This window comes from Mycolicibacterium aubagnense, assembly GCF_010730955.1.
GTDB classification, from domain to species: Bacteria; Actinomycetota; Actinomycetes; order Mycobacteriales; family Mycobacteriaceae; genus Mycobacterium; species Mycobacterium aubagnense.
Genome location: NZ_AP022577.1, coordinates 1,574,971 through 1,594,564, shown reverse-complemented (window position 1 = coordinate 1,594,564; position 19,594 = coordinate 1,574,971). Strand labels below are relative to the sequence as shown.

Annotated in this window: 20 protein-coding genes; 15 read left to right on the top strand and 5 right to left on the bottom strand. The window is 65.4% G+C overall.

Features of this window, described 5'->3' with window-relative positions:
- Positions 1 to 16: 16 nt before the first annotated feature.
- The 3 genes from ygiD to G6N59_RS07895 are packed head-to-tail and all read right to left on the bottom strand — an operon-like array spanning position 17 to position 2,788.
- A complete protein-coding gene (ygiD, locus tag G6N59_RS07905; protein ID WP_197907925.1) occupies positions 17 to 781 on the bottom strand; it encodes a 4,5-DOPA-extradiol-dioxygenase in 765 nt (254 codons plus the stop codon).
- A 52-nt stretch (positions 782 to 833) separates the two neighbouring features.
- On the bottom strand, positions 834 to 2,288 hold the full coding sequence (locus G6N59_RS07900; RefSeq protein WP_138231609.1) for an FAD-binding protein: 1,455 nt from the start codon (positions 2,286 to 2,288) through the stop codon (positions 834 to 836).
- The gene (locus G6N59_RS07895) at positions 2,288 to 2,788 is read right to left on the bottom strand and encodes a VOC family protein (protein WP_138231608.1); all 501 of its coding nucleotides are present in this window, start codon (positions 2,786 to 2,788) and stop codon (positions 2,288 to 2,290) included. The genes G6N59_RS07900 and G6N59_RS07895 overlap by 1 nt, the downstream gene beginning before the upstream one ends.
- Positions 2,789 to 2,909: 121 nt before the next feature.
- Between G6N59_RS07895 and G6N59_RS07890 the strand changes: the two genes are divergently transcribed.
- The gene (locus tag G6N59_RS07890) at positions 2,910 to 3,560 is read left to right on the top strand and encodes a TetR family transcriptional regulator (RefSeq protein ID WP_163911063.1); all 651 of its coding nucleotides are present in this window, start codon (positions 2,910 to 2,912) and stop codon (positions 3,558 to 3,560) included.
- Between the two features lie 19 nt (positions 3,561 to 3,579).
- Here G6N59_RS07890 and G6N59_RS07885 read toward each other — a convergent pair whose 3' ends face one another.
- Positions 3,580 to 4,218 (bottom strand): TetR/AcrR family transcriptional regulator, encoded by a 639-nt coding sequence (locus G6N59_RS07885; protein WP_234884327.1) that lies wholly within the window; start codon positions 4,216 to 4,218, stop codon positions 3,580 to 3,582.
- A gap of 105 nt (positions 4,219 to 4,323) precedes the next feature.
- Between G6N59_RS07885 and G6N59_RS07880 the strand changes: the two genes are divergently transcribed.
- The 5 genes from G6N59_RS07880 to G6N59_RS07860 all read left to right on the top strand — a co-directional run bounded on the left by G6N59_RS07880 (position 4,324) and on the right by G6N59_RS07860 (position 9,029).
- Positions 4,324 to 5,079 carry an SDR family oxidoreductase gene (locus G6N59_RS07880; protein WP_138231606.1) on the top strand — a complete coding sequence of 252 codons (756 nt, stop codon included), beginning with the start codon at positions 4,324 to 4,326 and terminating at the stop codon, positions 5,077 to 5,079.
- Positions 5,079 to 6,107 (top strand): phosphotransferase family protein, encoded by a 1,029-nt coding sequence (locus G6N59_RS07875; RefSeq protein WP_138231605.1) that lies wholly within the window; start codon positions 5,079 to 5,081, stop codon positions 6,105 to 6,107. The genes G6N59_RS07880 and G6N59_RS07875 overlap by 1 nt, the downstream gene beginning before the upstream one ends.
- 1 nt (position 6,108) lies before the next feature.
- Complete coding sequence (locus G6N59_RS07870; RefSeq protein ID WP_138231604.1) at positions 6,109 to 7,329, top strand: acyl-CoA dehydrogenase family protein; 1,221 nt, start codon at positions 6,109 to 6,111, stop codon at positions 7,327 to 7,329.
- A gap of 60 nt (positions 7,330 to 7,389) precedes the next feature.
- Positions 7,390 to 7,854, top strand: a complete 465-nt coding sequence (locus tag G6N59_RS07865) for an RrF2 family transcriptional regulator (RefSeq protein ID WP_138231603.1) — start codon at positions 7,390 to 7,392, stop codon at positions 7,852 to 7,854.
- 227 nt (positions 7,855 to 8,081) lie between these two features.
- Positions 8,082 to 9,029, top strand: a complete 948-nt coding sequence (locus G6N59_RS07860; protein ID WP_138231602.1) for a hypothetical protein — start codon at positions 8,082 to 8,084, stop codon at positions 9,027 to 9,029.
- Here G6N59_RS07860 and G6N59_RS07855 read toward each other — a convergent pair.
- Entirely contained in the window at positions 8,963 to 9,763 is an 801-nt protein-coding gene (locus tag G6N59_RS07855) for a crotonase/enoyl-CoA hydratase family protein (protein WP_138231601.1), read from the bottom strand. The genes G6N59_RS07860 and G6N59_RS07855 overlap by 67 nt on opposite strands.
- Before the next feature lie 260 nt (positions 9,764 to 10,023).
- On the opposite strand from G6N59_RS07855, the gene G6N59_RS07850 reads away from it, so the two are divergent.
- The 9 genes from G6N59_RS07850 to G6N59_RS07810 are packed head-to-tail and all read left to right on the top strand — an operon-like array spanning position 10,024 to position 19,584.
- A complete protein-coding gene (locus tag G6N59_RS07850) occupies positions 10,024 to 10,671 on the top strand; it encodes a TetR/AcrR family transcriptional regulator (RefSeq protein WP_163911946.1) in 648 nt (215 codons plus the stop codon).
- Positions 10,668 to 11,531 carry an MlaE family ABC transporter permease gene (locus G6N59_RS07845; protein ID WP_138231599.1) on the top strand — a complete coding sequence of 288 codons (864 nt, stop codon included), beginning with the start codon at positions 10,668 to 10,670 and terminating at the stop codon, positions 11,529 to 11,531. The genes G6N59_RS07850 and G6N59_RS07845 overlap by 4 nt, the downstream gene beginning before the upstream one ends.
- Position 11,532: 1 nt before the next feature.
- The gene (locus tag G6N59_RS07840; protein WP_138231598.1) at positions 11,533 to 12,390 is read left to right on the top strand and encodes an MlaE family ABC transporter permease; all 858 of its coding nucleotides are present in this window, start codon (positions 11,533 to 11,535) and stop codon (positions 12,388 to 12,390) included.
- Positions 12,390 to 13,916, top strand: a complete 1,527-nt coding sequence (locus tag G6N59_RS07835) for an MlaD family protein (RefSeq protein ID WP_138231597.1) — start codon at positions 12,390 to 12,392, stop codon at positions 13,914 to 13,916. The genes G6N59_RS07840 and G6N59_RS07835 overlap by 1 nt, the downstream gene beginning before the upstream one ends.
- Positions 13,913 to 14,962, top strand: coding sequence for an MlaD family protein (locus tag G6N59_RS07830; protein ID WP_138231596.1), 1,050 nt, complete (start codon positions 13,913 to 13,915; stop codon positions 14,960 to 14,962). Before G6N59_RS07835 ends, G6N59_RS07830 begins: the two co-directional genes overlap by 4 nt.
- Positions 14,959 to 16,023: an MCE family protein gene (locus tag G6N59_RS07825; protein ID WP_138231595.1), complete on the top strand. Its 1,065-nt coding sequence runs from the start codon at positions 14,959 to 14,961 to the stop codon at positions 16,021 to 16,023. The genes G6N59_RS07830 and G6N59_RS07825 overlap by 4 nt, the downstream gene beginning before the upstream one ends.
- The gene (locus G6N59_RS07820) at positions 16,020 to 17,213 is read left to right on the top strand and encodes an MCE family protein (RefSeq protein WP_138231594.1); all 1,194 of its coding nucleotides are present in this window, start codon (positions 16,020 to 16,022) and stop codon (positions 17,211 to 17,213) included. Before G6N59_RS07825 ends, G6N59_RS07820 begins: the two co-directional genes overlap by 4 nt.
- Positions 17,210 to 18,328: an MlaD family protein gene (locus G6N59_RS07815; protein WP_234884325.1), complete on the top strand. Its 1,119-nt coding sequence runs from the start codon at positions 17,210 to 17,212 to the stop codon at positions 18,326 to 18,328. The genes G6N59_RS07820 and G6N59_RS07815 overlap by 4 nt, the downstream gene beginning before the upstream one ends.
- Positions 18,325 to 19,584 (top strand): MlaD family protein, encoded by a 1,260-nt coding sequence (locus tag G6N59_RS07810; RefSeq protein WP_138231593.1) that lies wholly within the window; start codon positions 18,325 to 18,327, stop codon positions 19,582 to 19,584. The genes G6N59_RS07815 and G6N59_RS07810 overlap by 4 nt, the downstream gene beginning before the upstream one ends.
- Positions 19,585 to 19,594: the final 10 nt, after the last annotated feature.

Sequence of the window (19,594 nt, the reverse complement as noted above, 5' to 3'; positions counted from 1 at the left end):
GGAGCCCGAACGGGAGTTACGTCACCACATAGGACGTCATCGACAGCGACCCGTAGGTGTAGCCGTCGACGAGCACGCTCGCCGTGGTGTCGGCTGCCGAACACAGCCCGGCGAGGTAGAGCATCGGGATGAAATGATCCGGCGTCGGCGCGGCGGCCGCGAAGTCGGGATGGTCCCGCAGCCGCATGATGCGGTCGGGATCACCGGTCAGCAGATCGGCCGCCGCATCGTCAAACCTTGTGGCCCAATCGAATCCGCCGTCGGGTAGCCGCGGATTCATGGCCCGCAGATTGTGCACGATGTTGCCGCTGCCGACGATCAGCACGCCCCGGCTGCGCAGCTCGGCCAATTGCGCGCCGAGAGCGACGTGTTCCTCCAGTGGCTTCTCGGCATTGATCGACAGTTGCACCACCGGGATCGTGGCGTCGGGGAAGGCATGTACCAACACCGACCACGTGCCGTGGTCAATGCCCCAGCTGTCCCGATCAGCCCCTACCCAGGTCGGTTTGACGGTCTCGGCGATTTCATCGGCCAGCTCGGGAAGCCCGGGCGCCGGATACTGCACATCGAACAACTCCTGTGGGAAACCGTAGAAGTCGTGGATGGTGCGCGGCTGCGCCATGGCGGTGACCGCGGTGGCGTTGATGTACCAGTGCGCACTGATCACCAGGATGGCCCGGGGCCGCGGCACCGACTGACCGAACTCCGTCCAGGCGGCTGTGAACCGGTTGCGTTCCACGGCGTTCATCGGACTGCCGTGTCCGATGAACGCGGTAGGCATGACGGTGGGAAGGTCGGTTGATCCGGTCATCGTGCCGTCAACGCTACCGGGATTACCTCCCGGTCGCCGCCGCAGCGGCAGCGCGCCCTGCCCGCCTGCCGAAGAATGAACCGGCACCCAGCTGAGTGCCACTGGAGTAGCCCTTGGCGTCCTGCGCAATGGTGGAGGCACAGGCACCGGCGGCGTACAGCCCGGCGATGGCACTACCGTCGCCGCGAAGAACTGCACCTTCGGCCGAAATCGCCAGGCCACCAAGGGTGAATCCGCTGTAGAACGCTTTGCCCAGGCTCAGATCGAATGCCGCCCAGGGCCCGAGGTCCTGTGGCTCCAGATACGTTGCAGCCTTGTGGAAGTCGGGGTCTTCGCCGCGTGCCGCGTGCGCGTTGTATCTGTCGAGCGAAGACTGTAGCCGGCCCGCCGGGATGCCGAGGGCCGTTTCCATCTCGGCGATATCCTCCCAACCATCGATCAACTGAACCAACGGCATGGTGGGCATCTCGACGTGTCGTGAATCAACGACAAGGTAAGCGATGCTATCGGGTTGTTCGAGGGCGAATGCGGATGTCCGTGCGTGATAGGAGTCTTCGGAGACGAACCGGTCCCCGTTACGGTTCACGATGATGCCGGTGAGGAGTGTGGCAGGCGGATACACCGGAGCTGTCATGAACGCCTGGTCCAGGTATTTGGTTGCCGCCCCGACAGATTGGCCCAAGCGGATACCGATGCCATCATCGTAGCTGCTGCCCAAGGCGAAAACGCGCTCATCGGCCAGTCGGGGGAGATACTGCGCCAGCATCTCCCGGTTCATCACGAAACCGCCGGTGGTCAGGACGACGGACTTCGCCCGCACCGCCCCGGTCTCACCGAAGTGCTTCCAGGTGGCTCCGACGACCCGGTCGTCCTCGACGAGGAGCGCGCACACGCCTGTCTCATAACGGATCTCCACGCCCAGTTCGCGGAGTCGCTCGACGAGAAGGTTGACGACCATACCCGCGCCACCGGTATCGCCCGGCACTGGAACCTTGTGTCCCCGGGGCGCCGGCACCGCCTGCTCCCGGAACGGCCACACCTGCTCATTGCCGGTGTACATCAGGCCCTGCGTTTCCGGTTGGATGACGGCCTTGTGCGGGTAGTAGCTGCGCTCGAACTCGAAGCCCAGCGCTTCCAGCCATCGAAAATGTTCGGCGCTGCCCTGGCAGTAGGCGTTGATCAGGTCCGGCACAGGCTCTTTCGACACCGCTGTCAGGTACGCCGCCATCTCGGCGGCGGAGTCGGGGTGGCCGGTGGCCTGCTGCACCTCGGTGCCGCCACCCAGGTAGAAGTGCCCGCCGGCCATGGCAGTCGTACCGCCGGCTACCGCGGCGCGTTCCAGCACCAACACTCGCGCACCCGACGCGGCAGCTTCCGCGGCCGCGCATCCGCCGGCCATCCCGAGCCCGACCACCAGGACGTCGACCTCATCGGAGAACGACGAAACACTCTGCGCCGATACTGTTTCCGGAATCATCAGGCGGCCGCCGCAACCTTCTTGATGTGCTCGAACATCGCGCGAATCTCGGGACTGAACTCGCCGAGTTCGATGTACGGCACCCCGGCCGACGCTCCGTCGAGGTAGGCGAAACGCATCATCCCGCCGGACATCTCGCCCTGCTGGACGATAGCGAGGCCCTGCTCCTGGGCCGACCTCACCGCCGTGTCGAAATCACTGGGCTCGAAGCACACATGGTGCAGGCCCGGCCCGCTGCGATCCAGGAATTCGGTGTAGATGCTGGTGCCCCGGACCGGCTGGATCAGCTCCAATTGCATGTCGCCGGAGTAGGTCATCGAGATATGGGCCGTGAAATCCGCGGGCTCGCCGTGCAAGCGGCAGGTCTGCGGCCCGAACTCGATATTGGGCATCCGTACCCATGCGCCGACCCCGAACTGCTTGCTCAGCAGCTGTTCGGTTGCCTCGACATCATCTGTGACCCAGGCGATTTGACAGATCGGTCCGTACGAGACGGTCATGAAGTTCCTTCCGGGAGGCGAACCGCGCAGGATGCCGGCGCACACCAAAAATAAGCGCTGACGCTTAACTCGTCAAGCGTCCGGGATTGCAATCTCAAGCGCACGGGATAGACTGACGCCTGTGAGTCGGCCCGATGCGCGCACGCAGCTACTTCTCGCCGGTGAACGCCTGATTGCCGAGTCCGGTCCCGAAGTCTCCCTGCGCGATGTCGCGGTGGCCGCGGGCCAGCGGAACAATTCGGCTGTCCACTATCACTTCGGATCGCGAGATGGCTTGATCAAGGCCATCATCGGTCACCGGCAAGCGCCGCTGGAACAGGCGCGGCTGGCGCTGTTGGCCGAGCACGAAAGCGCCGCGAAGCCCGACGACAGCATCACCGCGCTGGTGACCATCCTGGTCGAGCCGCTGTTCGACACTCCGTATTCCGACGGCTCCAGCCACTACGCGCGATTCCTTGAGCGCGTCCGCAATCATGCGGTCATGGCCGAACTCACCCTCACGGCCGAGCAATGGCCCGCCACTCGGATCCTCACCACCCGGCTGCTGCGTGCGCTCGATCACCTGCCGGAAGCGCTTCGGCGCCAACGTATGACCGCCATGGCTTCGGTCATGTACACGCTGCTCGCCGACCACGAACGTCATGTCGATGAGCATCGAGACGCGGTACGCGGCGCCCTGAGTGAGGCCGAGGCGAGGGACAACATCGTGGCGATGGTCGTCGGCCTCCTCACCGCACCGATACCCGCACTGCTTGAGCACCAAACACGATGAGGATTGTTCTGGCGGCCGATCAGCCTTCGTCGGATCGACTGTGGCCGAGGAGCGCGGCGACCAAATCGAGCGCGGTACCGATCTCAGGTGCTCCGCCGCCGAGGAGTGGTGCGTAGAGATGCGCGTCGCACATCCGAATGAGTGCCAGACCGAAAGTGGCTGTGGGCAGCGGTAATTCCATCCTGCCTGCCGTCACCTCGGCGTCGAGGAGTTCGCCGACCAGCCGTCCCGCGGTCTGCTCCACGAGTCCGGGCAGCAGCATGAGCCGCACGATCAATAGAGGCTCGCGGTGCGACACCGCCTGCAGTGGCTTCGCGTCGACGACCGCGTTCAGAAAGCGGTCCATGACCTTCAGGATGTATTCGGTGCCGCCGGGCGGTTGGGCGTCGGGTCCGGCCGCTGCGGCCATATCCGCGACGGTGCGCCGGAAGGTGCGTTCGGTGGCCTCGGCCAGCACGGTCGCCAGCAGATCTTCCCGGTTGCCGACCAATCGATAGAGCGTCGAGCGGCCGATGCCCAATTCGGCAGCCAGGGCCGACATGTCGACCGGCTCGCCCGCGAGATATAGCCGCGTCGCCGCGTCGACCGCGGCCTGGCGGCTCAGGGCCGTTCCCAGTCGCGCGGGCGGGGCGGGCGACGTCGAGTCTGCTGCGGACATCCACCCATTATGGGACATTGCGCGCCTGTGTGCCAGTGTGGCACACTGCGGCTATGTGTCCCACGTCCTGGGACCGTATACCGCCAACCCCACGAGGAAGTCGACATGAGCGCGCGATTCGAAGGAAAGACCGCAATCGTCACGGGTGCCAGTCGTGGCATCGGATTCGCCATCGCACAGCGACTGGTCGCCGACGGCGCCAAAGTAGTGATCACCGCCCGCAAGCAGGACGCGCTCGACGCTGCCGTCGAGGAGCTGGGTGGTCCCGACGTCGCACTCGCGGTCGCCGGCCGCGCCGACGACACCGGACACCAGGATGCCGCGATCGCCAAGGCGATCGACACCTTCGGTGGCGTCGACCTGTTCGTGAACAACACCGGCATCAACCCGGTGTATGGGCCGCTGATGGACATCGACATGGACGCTGCGCGCAAGATTCTCGAAGTCAACGTGCTGTCGGCGCTGTCGTGGGTGCAGAAGGTGAACCGCGCCTGGCAGGCCGAACACGGCGGGGCGATCGTCAACGTCGCGTCCATCGCCGGGCTGCGACCGGCCCCGGGTATCGCCCTGTATGGCGTCTCCAAGGCTGCGGTGATCCACCTCACCGAGGAACTGGCCGTCGAGCTGGGCCCGGACATCCGCGTCAATGCCGTCGCTCCCGCGGTGGTCAAGACCCGTTTCGCGACCGCGCTGTACGAAGGCCGCGAAGACGAGGTCAGTGCGAACTACCCGCTGAAACGTCTTGGGGTGCCGCAAGATATCGGTTCGGTGGTCGCGTTCCTGTTGTCGGACGATGCCGGCTGGATGACCGGCCAGACCTTGACCATCGACGGTGGCGTGCTGCTGGGCGGTGGCGTCTGATGGCCACCGACACCCACGTCGATCTGCCCGGGCTGGACCTGGACCGGCTGGGCACGTGGCTGTCGTCTACCGTGCCCGGCGCTGGTGCCGCCTTGTCGGCGACGTTGATTGCTGGGGGTAAGTCCAACCTGACTTACCGTGTCACAGATGGTGATTCGTCATGGATCGTCCGTCGGCCACCGGTGGGTGAACTGCTCGCCACCGCACACGACATGGGCCGTGAACATCGCATGATGTCGGCGCTCGCGCCCACCGCGGTGCCGGTGCCGGCCATGTACGCGTTCTGCGATGACGTATCCGTCCTCGGCGCCCCTTTCTACGTGATGGCCGAGATCGACGGCATGCCGTACCGGCAAGCCACCGAGTTGGCGGCGCTCGGCGCCGAGCGCACCCGGCTCGTTTCGGAGCGGCTCGTCGACACCCTGGTCGCGGTGCATTCCGTCGATCCGGCATCGGTCGGGCTCGCTGACTTCGGCCGGCCCGAAGGCTTCCTCGGTCGCCAGGTCGGCCGGTGGCACAAACAGTTCTCTGCCGCCCACACCCGGGATCTGCCGGCCATGGAAGAGCTCTATCAGGCTCTGGCAGGGCGGGTCCCGGCCGACGCGACACCTGGCATCGTGCACGGTGACTACCGTTTGGACAACGTGCTTTTCGACTCCGATGACCGGCCTGCTGCCGTCATCGACTGGGAGCTGGCGACTATCGGCGACTCATTCACCGATCTGGCGCTGATGGTCGCGTACGGGCGGCTCGCCGCATCGGGCAACACCGGCGTGTCCGATGTCAGCGAAGCGCCCGGATTCCTGTCCGAACAGGCGATCATCGATCGGTACAGTGCGGGAATCGACCGCCCCCTGGGCGATTTCGGCTTCTACCTGGGCCTGGCCTTCTTCAAGATGGCGGGCATCTTCGAAGGTATCCACTACCGCTATGCCAACGGACAGACCGTCGGCGACGGGTTTTCGTTCGCCGGTGACGCCGTGCACTTCCTGCTGGACGCCGGCCTCAACGCACTCAAGGAGCACTGATATGGAATTCGCCTACGACGCCAAGACCAACGAAATGGTCGCCGAACTCACGGCGTTCATGGACAGTCACATCTATCCCGCGGAGAAGACGTTCCACGAGCAGCTTGCCGCCCTGGACAACCGATGGGCCTGGGACAGCGTCCCGGTGCTCACCGAGTTGCGCGCCGAGGCGCGTCGTCGCGGGTTGTGGAATCTGTTCCTGCCAGGGCAGAAGGGTGCCGGCCTGACGAATCTGCAGTACGCGCCGCTGGCCGAAATCACCGGCCGCAGTATCCAGTTGGCGCCCGCGGTGTTCAACTGCGCGGCCCCGGATACCGGAAACATGGAGGTGCTCAACGAATTCGGCACCGAGGAGCAGCAGCGCAAGTGGCTCGAACCTTTGTTGGACGGCGAGATTCGGTCCGCCTTCGCCATGACCGAGCCTGACGTGGCCAGCTCCGATGCCACCAATGTCGAGCTGTCCATCGTCCGTGACGGCGACGAGTACGTGATCAACGGTCGTAAGTGGTGGATCACCGGCGCGATGAATCCGAACTGTGCCGTCTTCATCGTCATGGGCAAGACCGACCCGAGTTCGGAACGTCATCGCCAGCAATCGCAGATTCTGGTGCCCCGGGACACCCCTGGCCTCGAGGTGCTGCGCGGTATGGAGGTGTTCGGCTACGACGATCACGACCATGGCGGGCACGCCGAGTTGCGGTTCACCGATGTCCGGGTTCCGGTGTCGAACCTGATTGGTGAAGAGGGCGGCGGATTCGCGATCGCCCAGGCCCGCCTCGGGCCGGGCCGCATCCACCACTGCATGCGGGCAATCGGTATTGCCGAGCGCGCCATCGAGATGATGTGCCGGCGGGCCGCCAGTCGGGTCGCGTTCGGCAAGTCGCTGGCCGAGCAGGGCGTGATCCGAGACTGGATCGCCGAATCCCGCGTGCGGGTCGAGCAGTTGCGACTGTTGGTGCTCAAGACCGCGTGGCTGATGGACACCGTCGGAAACCGGGGCGCGCACACCGAGATTCAGTCCATCAAAATCGCCACGCCGCTCACGGTGCAGTGGATTCTGGACAAGGCCATCCAGGTACACGGCGCCGGCGGGGTGTCTCAGGACTTCCCGCTCGCCGCGATGTACGCGGGCATCCGCACCCTGCGCTTTGCCGACGGACCGGACGAGGTGCACAAGAACGCCCTCGCTCGTACGGAGCTGAAGAAGCATCTGGTGAACTGACGCGACACACATCCGGCTCGTTTATTTGCATCGGATATGGCGATTAAATAGCGTGGTCATGTGCGGTTGACCGGTTTCAGTGACGTCGGGCTGCGGATCTTGATCCGGCTCGCCGCCGAAGACGGCCGGCAGCGGATTTCGACGCGGCAGATCGCCGAGGACATGCAGATCTCGTACACCCACGCGACCAAAGCGTGCGCGCACCTGGCGGCATCGGGCTGGCTCGATGCAGACCGGGGGCGGGGCGGCGGATTGGCCCTCACCGAGGCCGGCCGCACCGCTCGCCTCGGCGACGTCGTGCGGTCGCTGGAAGACGATGGGGACACCGAGTTGGTCGATTGCAGTGGGCTGGACTGCCCACTGCAATCGGCGTGCCGGCTCCGTGCGGCGTTGGCAGAGGCCAAGGCGGCGTTCTACGCGTCGCTGAACACCAGCACGGTCGCCGATCTCGCGCAGCCACCGACCCGGGAACTCCTCATCAGCCTTGGTGCGCCGGCCGCGCAGATCGATTCCCGCGCAGATTGAACCGAACGGCTCGGTAGTTCGTGGTACCCACAACGCTTCGTTAGGGGATCACGATGCAACTTTCCGCACGCCTGCCAACGGACCTCGCGGCCGCTGCCGTCGCTTGGGCTGTCGTCGCACCATTAGCGCCTCTCGCCCCGACCATCGGGCATTCATCGCCGCCGCCTGTCGCGCGCGAAATCCGTTTGGCCGCAACCGTTCCACCGGGCGGGCTGATCACCAGTTTTGTGACGAACCAAGGAATCTACTGCTCGATCATCTGTCCGCTGTTGGCGCAGACCGTCACAACGGGCGTCACGACCACGCTGCAGGAGCCGGGGGTGTTCCTCGCGGCACTGCCGGCGAACGGCCTGCTCAAGGCCATCGGCATCGCCGGCGCATCAATGACGGGTCCCACCGCGGCGGCCATGGATCAAGCGATCACCGCGGACGCCGCGATTCCCGCGCAGCGTGCGTTGAATGCCTTCGAGGTCGGCGTCGTCGGCCTGCTCAACATCCCCCCGGCGGTCCTGGGTGGCCCGGCGGCAGTCCTCGACGCTTTCCAGCAATTCCGTCAGCAGACGTTCGATGCGCTCAACGCGCCCGTGGTACCGAACCCCGCGCCGACTGTCATGCCGCACGGCGTACTCCAGGTCGCGGTCATCGGTGTCATCAATGTGGTTGCGGCCGTGATCTTCCCGGCCTTCAACGACGTCCTCGCCGGCGCGTTCCATGTGCCCGACGCGGTCGCACAGGAACTGGCGAAAAGTGGCAATCCGGTCCGCGCGGTCATGGCGGGTGTCCAAACCGCCGTCGGGGTCGTCACCGCGGCCGGAACGGTCATCGCGAACACGATCGTCACCGAGGTCAACAAGGTGCGCGCCGCTGCCATGCAGCCGGGTGCCTTTGCCCCGCTGGCGGCGTCGAAGCCCGTCACCACAGCGGCGGTCACCACGTCCGCGATCACCACGTCGCCGGCGCCGCCGAAGAAGCCGAAACCTGAGCTCACCTCGCCGTCGCAGAATTCCGGGCAGCTTCCCAACCCACTGTCCGGCCTGGCGAAAGGTCTGACGAAAGCCCTGACGCCCAAGACCGGCCCAAAGGCTGAGCCCGGCGGCAAGTCCGGACTTCAGTCCAATGATCGAGGCGCCCAAACCGGCGTGCCATCGCGACCGGCCTTGCGCGCCAATCGGTGATTGCGGCCCCGCAGCAGTCGGAGCTGTAACAGCGACTCGGTCCAGAACGCTGACCGCGGCGCCGACGTCCACGTCGAGTCAAACAGCTTCTTGGTGGCGGCCAACGCATCGGGGGACCGCTCGATGAGCTGTGCGGCCAACTCCTCTGCCGCCTGCAGGGGGTCGTCGGCCACGGACGTGACCAATCCATAGCCCAAGGCCTCGGTCCCCGAGAACACCTCTGCGGTCATGGTCAGCCGCTTGGCCACGTCGATGGGCAGCAGCTCGCGGAGTGTCACGGACCCGGTCATATCCGGGATCAGGCCCCACCGGGCTTCCATGACCGACAGCTTGCAATCCGGCGTCGCGATGCGGAAGTCCGCGGCCAGCGCCACCTGCAGGCCGCCGCCGTAGCAGTGGCCGTGCACTGCCGCGATCACAGGTACCGGCAACTCGCGCCACGACCAGCAAGCTTTCTGGAACAGGTTGGTCTTCTGCCCGGGGAGCTTGCCGAAGTTGCGCACGGCGCTGGGCCCCTGCAGTTTGGCGCCGGCGAAGTCCAGTCCGGTGCTGAACGCGCGTCCGTCGCCGTGCAGGATCACGACCCGCACCGAACGGTCCCGGGTCAGCTGGCCGGGGACCGTGGCGAGCGCCTGCAGCATCGGCAGATCGAGGCTGTTCATCTTGTCCGCCCGGTTGAGCGTTGCGTAGGCGATGCCATCGCGAATGTCGACGGTGATCCGGTCCGTTGCCATGGGGGCAGGATAGTGCGGCTCGGCGGCCTACCACGGCGGCGGCCGAAGCTGCGGGTATTCGGCAAAAATGCAGAAACAACCACGCGGCAGCCAGGGCCGCCCTACTGTGCTGCGGCAGTGCCGTTGTGCAATTTCCAGCAAATCCGCATCGCATGGCCCACCTGCGCGCGAGACAATTCATTCCGCTTTGCGAAGACTGTGTCCCAAACCGGAATCGATGCGCTACTGTGATCCGCGTGACAGGCGAGGCGCACGCGACCATGGCGGAACGTCAGCGGGCGAAACGGGCTGAACTGGTCCGCGAGGAAGTCATCGAAGCAGCGTTGGCCGAGTTCGCTGAGCGGGGATATCACCAGACCTCGATCAGTCACATCGCCAAGCGTCTCGGGTCCGGCCATTCGATGTTCTACCGGTACTTCGAGAACAAACGCGACATCGTCGACCACGCTGTGCGCCAGGTGAACGCCCGGGTGCTCGCCGCGATCGGCGACTCGACGCCGGGACAGCTGACGTCCATCACCGAGTTCCGCGATCACCTGCTGGGTATCGGCATGGCCTACAGCGAACTACTGGCCGATGAACCGCGCCTGATGCAGTTGATCGTGGTGCAGGCGGCCGGCGTCGATCAGCAGATGACCGAGCAATTTCAGCGCCTCTTCGATGACGGAGTCAGCGTGCTCGCGACGATGCTGCGCGACGGCATCAAGCAGGGCTACATCCGTGCCGATGTCGACGTGCGTGCCACCGCCCAGACGATCTGCGCCATCCCGTTCGGTATCGCTCTTCGCTACGGACAGAAGCCGAGCCGCGAAGAGTTGCTCGCGCAGACCCTCGCAAGCAATGAACTGGTGTGCCGCGGCGTCGCCACCGTGTGGCCGCAGTCCGGCCGGGAAGCGGCGGCTGGATGACCGACCAGGCACAACCCCGGGGAGTGGCGAAGTGGGGCGCCATCGCTGAGGCCATCGACTGGGTGAAGCGTTATCTGCAGAACCATCCCATCGCGTCGCTGAGCACCGCCGGCGGTCAGATCGTGCTCGGGCTGCGGACGCTGGAGTACTTGTTCTTCGACATCGTCAAGCGGCGGTTCCAGGTACGCGAGTTCCTGGATCAGGCCGCGTTCATGGCCGGAACCGCCTTGACCCCAACGGTTCTGGTGACCATCCCGATCAGCGTGACGCTGTCGATCCAGTTCGCCCTGCTGGCGGGCCAGGTCGGGGCCTCATCGCTCTCGGGTGCGGCCACCGGCCTGGTGGTCATCCGGCAGGGCGCGCCGCTGGTCGCCTCGTTGCTGCTGGCAACAGCGGTCGGTTCGGCCGTCTGCGCCGATCTCGGGTCGCGGACCATGCGTGAGGAGATCTCCGCCATGGAGGTCATGGGGGTGTCGCCGATCCAGCGCCTCGTCGTGCCGCGGCTGGTCGCGCTGGTCCTCATCGGTGTGCTGCTGACCGGCGTCACAAGCTTCGTGGGCTACCTGGCGAGCTACATGTTCAACGTCTACCTGCAGAACGGCACTCCGGGTTCGTTCATCGCCACGTTCTCGTCGTTCTCGACCGTCGGCGACCTGGCGCTGGCCATGGTGAAGGCCATCGTCTTCGGCGTGATCGTGGCGGTGATCAGTTGCCACAAAGGCCTCGACACCCGCGGCGGTCCGGCCGGTGTGGCCAACTCGGTGAATGCCGCGGTGGTGGAATCCGTACTGCTGATGATGATCGTCAACGTGGTGATGAGCCAGTTGTACGTCATCGTGTTCCCGAAGACGTCGATCTGACATGGCCGCTCCGTCAACATTCACCCCGCAACTCTTGCGGCCGGTCGCCGCGGTCGGCAACGGGCTGCTGAAGGTGGCCGGGCGCACCGGTCACATGGTCGAGTTCTTCGGCCGGGTCGTGCTGGCCGTGCCGACGATGTGGTTGCGCTACCGCAAGGAACTGCTGCGGCTGCTGTCGGACATCACGTGGGGTAACGGCTCGATCGTGGTGGGCGGCGGCACGCTGAATGTCGCTGGGGTGCTGGGTATCACGGCCGGGGCGCTGGTCGCGGTCGAGGGCTACAACGCGCTGAACCTGTTGGGCCTCGGGCCGGCCACCGGTCTGGTCTCGTCGTTCGCGACAACCCGAGAATTGGCACCGGCCATGATCGCGATGGCCTTCATCGCCCAGGCCGGCTGCCGGTTCACCGCCCAACTCGGCGCTATGCGGATCAACGACGAGATCGACGCCCTGGACACCCTCGGCATCAACTCGGTGGCCTACCTCGTGGCAACGCGGGTGGTGGCCTCGGTGATCGCCGTGGTCCCGCTGTTTCTGGCGGCGCTGGCCCTGGCCTACCTGTCCTGCCAGTTGGTCAGCGTCGTAGCGGGCCAGTCCACGGGCACGTATCTGCACTATTTCGGACTGTTCCTCGAGGGCCGCGACGTGCTGTTCGCGACCGTCAAAGCGGTCATCTTCGTGTTCATCTCGTCAACCATCCAGTGCTACTACGGCTACTTCGCCTCCGGCGGTCCGGCAGGTGTCGGCGTGGCGGCCGGCCGGGCCATGCGCGGCAGTGTCACCGTGGTGATGATCGTCAACATGCTGCTCACCATGGCGCTGTGGGGCGTCATCAGCGGCGCAAGGTTCGGTGGCTGATGGCCAACTCGTTCGACCACGACCCGCGCGGCTCCACCGACCGCAAGCTGGGCATCATCGGCCTGTGCTTCGGCGTGATCGCCGCGATCGCCGCGGTGCTGATGGTGGTCAAATCCCAAGGCAAGCTGGACGATTTCATCCGCGTGGACTTGAAGCTGATCAACATCGGTGACGGCCTGCCGGAACGGTCCGATGTGAAGTTCCGCGGCGTCATCGTCGGCATGGTGTCGGGTGTGACGCCGTCGCAACACGGTCAGCCTAACGTGGTGCATGTCAACATCCAGCCGCAGTTCGCCGCGGAGATCCCCGACAACGTGACCGCTCGCGTGGTGCCGGCCAACATCTTCGCGGTGTCGGCGGTCCAGCTCGTGCAAAACGGCAGCGGGGCGCGGCCCATCCGTTCCGGCGACGTCGTCCTCGAAGATCAGACCCTGCCGACGGTGCTGTTCCAGAACGTGCTGGCGAAGTTGCGCCAGCTGCTCAAAGCGGTGGGGCAGTCACCTGATGCCAACAACGTCGGTGTCTTCGCGGCGCTGGCGGAGGCCACCCACGGTCGCGGGCAGAAGATCACCGACGCCGGCCACAGTCTCAATGCGGTGATGCAGCAACTGAATACGGTGGTCAAGTCCGACGACGCCGGCCCGACCACGTTGTCGGCATTGAAGGCAGCGGCCGAGAGCCTGCGCACCGTGTCGCCGGATCTGTTCACCGCGCTGGACAGTTCGGTGCGGCCGATGCAGACCATCGCCGAGAAGCGCTCGCAGCTCACCGACTTCCTTTCCGGTGGTTTGCGGACCACCGGGACGCTGGGCGACGCGTTCGACCACCAGACCGATCGCATGATCCAGGTGAGCACCGGTCTGACGCCGGGACTTGGTGTGCTGGCCGACCACGCCGGCGAATTCCATGGCGTGTCAACCCGATTGCAGGCGCTGGCCAACAAGATCTACGACGAGGGCTTCGACAAGGACGCCGGTCTGCTCATCTGGAAAGCGGCCATCTCGATGAACCCGTCGCGTCAGTACACCCGGGCGGACTGCCCGCGGTACGGCGCGACGGCAGGCCCGAGCTGCCAGACCGCGCCGGAAACGCCGACCGCGCCCGACCTGAAGCCCGGTCTGGAATCGATGGGCATGGCCACCCCGCCGTGGGTGACCGAGAACCGTCCCAACATTGCGCCGCCACGCTTTTCGGTCCCGATCGTGCCGGAGTTCCCCGGCCCACCGGATCCTGATGCACCGCCCGCGCCCCAGGCCGCGCTCGCGCCCGGCCAGCAAGCCGCGCCGGCACCCGCGGGCCCGCCGCTGCCTGCAGAAGCCGGCGCGCCCGCGCCCGTCGGCCAGGTTCAGCAACAATCGGCACCCGTGTTCGGCGGCACCGTCGGACCGGTCGGCAGCCAGAGCGAGAAGGACCAGTTGAGTCAGATCGTCGGTGGCCCAGCCACATCCGCCCAACAACTGCTGTTGGCGCCCGTTGTCCGCGGCAGTGACGTTCAGGTCACCCCGGCGCCGGAGGGGCAGCCATGAAATTGAAGCGCAGCACCGTCGTGTTCCTGACGCTGTTCCTCGTCTTCTCGGTCGCGGTCACCTGGATGGTCTTCGCCACGTTGCAGCGCAACGTCGCCGGACCGACCTCGAGCTATTCGGCGATCTTCAGTGACGTGTCCGGACTGGCCGAAGGTGACGATGTCCGGGTGGCCGGCGTTCGGGTCGGCCGCGTCGACAAGATCGAGCTGACCGGGGACAACCAGGCCAAGGTCTCGTTCCAGGTGCGCAGCAACCAGACGCTGTACACCACCACGCTGGCCTCGGTGACCTACCAGAACATCATCGGACAGCGGTACCTGGGCTTGAGTCAGGGGGAGGGCGACAAGCGGAAACTTCCTGTCGGAGCCCAGATTCCGGAGAACCGGACCAACCCGTCGTTCGACATCTCCTACATGCTCAACGGTTTCGAGCCGCTGTTCACCGAGCTGGACCCGCAGCAGGTGGACAACCTGACCAGCGCCATCATCCAGGCGTTCCAGGGCAACGAGGGATCGCTTTTGACGTTGACCACCCAGGCCTCTGTGCTGACGCAGACCCTCGCCGGTCCCGATGCGGCGCTGGGCGATTTGATCGCCAACCTGGACAAGCTGATGACGACGCTGGCCAAGCAGAGCACCAATCTGCAGACGATGCTCCACGAAACCTCGCTATCGATCGCCGCGCTGAACGGCCGGCGTGACGAACTCGTATCCTCGGTGGGTTCGATCACCGCCAACGTGTCGCGGTTATCGGCGATCGTCAACGCGATCACCCCGAACATGCAGCAGTTCATCGATCGCGACCCTGGATTCTTGAAGTACAGCGTGACCGACGGCAAGGCCCGGTTGGGCTATGCGGTCGCCAATGTGCCGTTGCTGCTCAAGGGACTTGCCCGTGCCGGGCAAGAGGGCACCTACATCGACGTGTATGCCTGCGATCTCGATTTCGGTCTGTGGCGAGGCTTGCTCAATTGGTTCCGGATGTTCGTCACCAGGGCGACACCCGGCAACGGCGGCGAAGTGTGGCACACGGCGGTGTGCCGATGAGCAGCCTGTTCGGTGGCCCGCTCCGCCCGGCGAACATCCCGGGTGGGCGTAAGCGAGTTCTGGAGGACTACAACAAGTTCTGGCTCGGCGCGATCGGCCTGACGGTGATCATCGTGATGGTCGCTGCGGTCGTCCTGGTCAGTGTTCTGGACCTCGGGAAGAAGCAGTACACCGCTGAGTTCGCCCAGGCTGCTGCCATCAAGTCCGGCAACGCGGTGACCATCGCGGGTATCAATGTCGGCGAGGTGCAGAATGTCGAGCTGGCCGGTGACCACGTGGTGGTGACCTTCAAAGCCGACAAGAACGTGCGGCTGGGCACCGAAACTCGTGCGTCCATCAAACTCACGACCATCCTGGGGTCGCGGTACCTCGAGATCACTCCCGCCGGTCCCGGCCATATCGCCGGCAACACAATCACATTGAGTCATACGGAGGTGCCGTATGACTTGCAGAAGACCCTGGAGGGCGCGACCAGCACCCTGTCTCCGCTCGATGCGGACAAGATCGCCGAGTCGGTGCGGGTGATGAGTGGCAGCCTGCAGGGTGTGCCCGACGCCCTGCCGGAGGCGCTGACCAATCTGAACTCGCTTTCTGGCGTCATCCAGTCCCGCCGTGACCAGCTCGGCACCTTGATCACCAACGCGGACACCATTGCGACGCTGCTGCATCGGCAGAAGGCTGATCTGGGCGCATTGGTGTTGCAGGGCAACCAGATTCTCGGTGAGATCGCCACGCGGCGAGCCGCGATGCAGCGGCTGTTCGACGGGGTGACACTACTGGCCGACCGGGCCCACACGCTCCTGGCCAATGAACCGCAGCTCGACGCCTTGATCACCAATCTGCATGAGTTTTCGAGGCTGCTTGCCGAGCACGACGCACTGGTCCGCAGCATTCTTCAGGTCGCCCCGGTGACGACGCGCAACATCGCCAACCTGACCGGCAGCGGCAACGGCGCCGACATCACACTGCCTGCGGGCGTCATGATCGATTCCTGGATGTGTGCCATCAGCGGCCGGGCCCGCCAGTTCAACATCGTCGAGTACTTCAAGGACTGCAAATGAGTAAGCGTGCCTTGATGATCGGGGCGGTGCTGGTGATCGTGGTCGTCGCGGCGGTGACGACGGCGGCCGCCGTTGTGCCGCGGGTCTGGCAGCGGAACATCACGGTGACCGCGCACTTCCAGGACGCGGTGGGGTTGTATCCGGGCAACGCGGTCTCGGTACTGGGCATGCAGGTCGGCAAGGTCGACACCGTGGTGAACAAGGGCAATTACGTCGAGGTCACGATGGACATCGACAAGAAGGTCCCGATTCCCAGCGATGTCACGGCCGCCACTGTCTCCGCCTCGATCCTCACCGACCGGCACGTCGAGCTGAACCCGCCGTATCGCGGCGGAAACAAGCTGCGCGATGGCGATCTGATCGCGTTGGGCCACACGAGGACTCCCGTCGAGTTCGACAAGACCCTGTCGATGATCGACAAGCTGGGCACCGCGCTGCGCGGCAACCCCGAGGGCGGTGGTCCGCTGGGAGATCTGGTGAACCTGGGCTCGCGGATCAGCTCCGAGAACAGCAGCCAGATCAAGTCGACGCTCACCAAGTTGTCCGAGGCGCTCAAGGTCGGCCCCGACGGTGGGGCGCAGACCCAGAAGAACCTGCAGGAGATCATCCGCAGCGTCTCCGATCTCACCCAGTCCGCCGCCGAAAACGATGACGCCATCCGCAAATTCGGCGGCAATGTGCATCAGCTGAGCGATATCCTCGCCGACCAGAACCTGGGTTCGGGGCGGACCGGAGCCAAGGCCAACGAAATCCTTGACGAGGTCAGCGGGCTGCTGGAGCGTCACCGCGATCAGCTCAAGGGCGCGTTCGGCGACTTGAACACCGTCGTCGGGTCCTTGTCGGACAACAAGCGTGAGCTGATGGAAACGCTGGATGTGCTGCCGCTGACCCTCGACAACGTCTACAACGTGCTCGACCCGGTGGGTGGCAGCATCCGTGGCCACCTTGTGACCGACAAGCTGTTGGCGTACAACCAGCTGAACAAGGAACTGTGCAACCTGATGGGCCTCAAGCAGTTGGGTTGCGCGACAGGCACATTGCAGGATTACGGCCCGGACTTCGGCCTGACCTCGATGATGGACCTGATGGCCAACGGCATCGGTCCGTCCGGCCAGGGCGAACCGCCCAAGCCGGGTGCTGCCGCGCCGACGCCGTCGGCGGCGCCCGCACCGGGAGGCCCGACCCGATGAGCGTGAAATCCGTTGTGCGCGGGGCGCGGTGGGCCGGAGCCCTCGGCAGTGTGCTGTTGATGACCGGCTGCGCCGCGGGCCTCGACAGCGTGCCGTTGCCGTCACCAGGGTCAAGCGGTGCGACCTACAACCTCAACGCGGTGTTCTCGGACGCGCTGAACCTGCCGTCGAAGGCGAAAGTGCGCCTATATGGTGCGGACATCGGAGAGGTCACCTCGATCGAGGCCGTGGACTTCACCGCGAAGGTGTCCATGCGCATCCGCCAGGACGTGCCGCTGCCGGTGGGCAGTACCGCCGAATTGCGTTCGGCCACACCGCTGGGCGACGTGTTCCTGCAGATTCGCCCGCCGAGCGACAATGCCGACGGCGGCGCGCTGCTGCACAATGGTGACACCATCGGATTGGCGTCGACGGCTGCGGCGCCGACGGTGGAGGAGCTGCTCAACTCCCTGGCGATGTTGGTCAACGGCGGCGCCATCCGGGCGTTGACCACCGATGTCAATGGCGCCGGCCGGGTGGTCGGTGGGCGCGGCGAGAAGCTGGCCGGGCTGATCGCCGAGACCAACCAGTTCCTGTCGAAGATGACGGCGCGCTCCGCTCAGTTGGACGCGACCTTGCGCAGCACGTCGAACATGGCGGCTGAGGTGGCTCGCCACCAACAGACCATCGATACGGCGCTGGCCGCCGGTGCCCCGGCTTTGGCCGTCGTCTCCGACAACACCACGCGGATCATGGATGTCATCGACAACGTCGGCCGGATCACGCGACAACTGTCCAAGTTCCCGTCGATGCAGGGCACCGACACCCGCAGTGTCGCTGCCGATGTCAACAAGTTGTCGCAGGCGTTCAACGAGATCGCGATGGACCCGAACATCTCGCTGACCGCGTTCAACCGACTGATCGGAATCCTGGTCAAGTCCACCGATTCCACCGCGGTGCACCTGCGGGCGGAGATCGCGAAGATCGCCATCGGTGCGCTGCCCGACAAGAACTACGCGGGCGACCCGGGCATGCACGGACCCGACGGCACCGACTGGCACCTGATGATCGGCAGCCTGCGCTACGAGTGGAACATGCTGCTCGGTCGCATCTACGGATCGGACCGCACCCGATGAACGCGCTGAACAGCCTGGTGGCGTTCGTGATTCGGGTCATCAAGGCGGTGGCCGGCCGCAAGGTCGTCCTCGCGCTCTTCGGCCTGCTGCTCACCGCGGTGATCGCGTTCGGCTACATCGCGATCGACGGGTTGCGGTTCAACCCGTTCCACCGCACCATGGCGATCCGCATCATGCTGCCCGAGTCCGGTGGGCTGCTGGCCAATCAGGACGTCACGTTGCGCGGCATCCCGATCGGCCATGTCAGTGCCGTCAACCTCACCAAGAACGGTGTCGAGGCGGTCGCCTCCGTCGACTCGTCGGCCCACATCCCGATGGACAGCCCGGTGCGGGTGTCCGGCCTGTCGGCGGCGGGGGAGCAGTACCTGGACTTCCGACCCGAGCACGGTGGCGGTCCGTATCTCACTGATGGCGCGGTCATTTCGGGCAAGCAGGCCGGCATCCCGGTGACGCTGCCGCACATCATCGACCACAGCCGCGGCGCGCTGGCACAGCTCGATGCCGACAAACTCGGCAAGATGTTCAACGAACTGCACGTCACCAAGGACGGCCCGCGCAAGCTGGCGGCCATCCTCGACGGCGCCAGCCTGCTGGCCAATACCGTCGATTCGGTGCTACCCGAGACGGTCAGCATGATTCGTACCACCCGCGTCGTGTTCAGCACGGTGGCCGATGTCCGTCCGGGTCTGGCCGCCACCACGAACGACCTGACCGCCGTGCTCGGCGGCGTGAACAAGATGGACGGCGGCTTCCGTACCCTCGTCGATCGCGGTGAGCCGCAGCTGGCCACGTTGGACAACCTGATCGCCGACAACCGGCAGAACGTCGTGCAGATCCTCGGCAACCTCACCACGGTGTCGCAGATCATCTATCAGCGCATTCCGGCGCTGCAGTACATCTGGCGGCCGGACCGGGATCCGTTCATCGACCGCTTCGCGACCGTCGTTCATGATGGCGGCGTCTGGGCGATCGGTGACATCTACCCCAAGTACCGGTGCGACTACAACCTGCCCCGGCATGCTCCGTCCGACGCGAGTTTCCCCGAGCCGTACAAGTACACCTACTGTGAGGACAAGGATCCATCGTTGTTGGTTCGCGGCGCCCGCAATGCGCCGCGGCCGCCGGGTGACGACACTGCCGGTCCGCCGCCGGGGTATGACCCCCACGCGGTGACCGACAAGACGCCGCACTACCCGGGTTACACGATCGACACCCCATACGGGGGTCCGTCGTACCCGATCCCGATGCCGAACTGACGGGCCACGA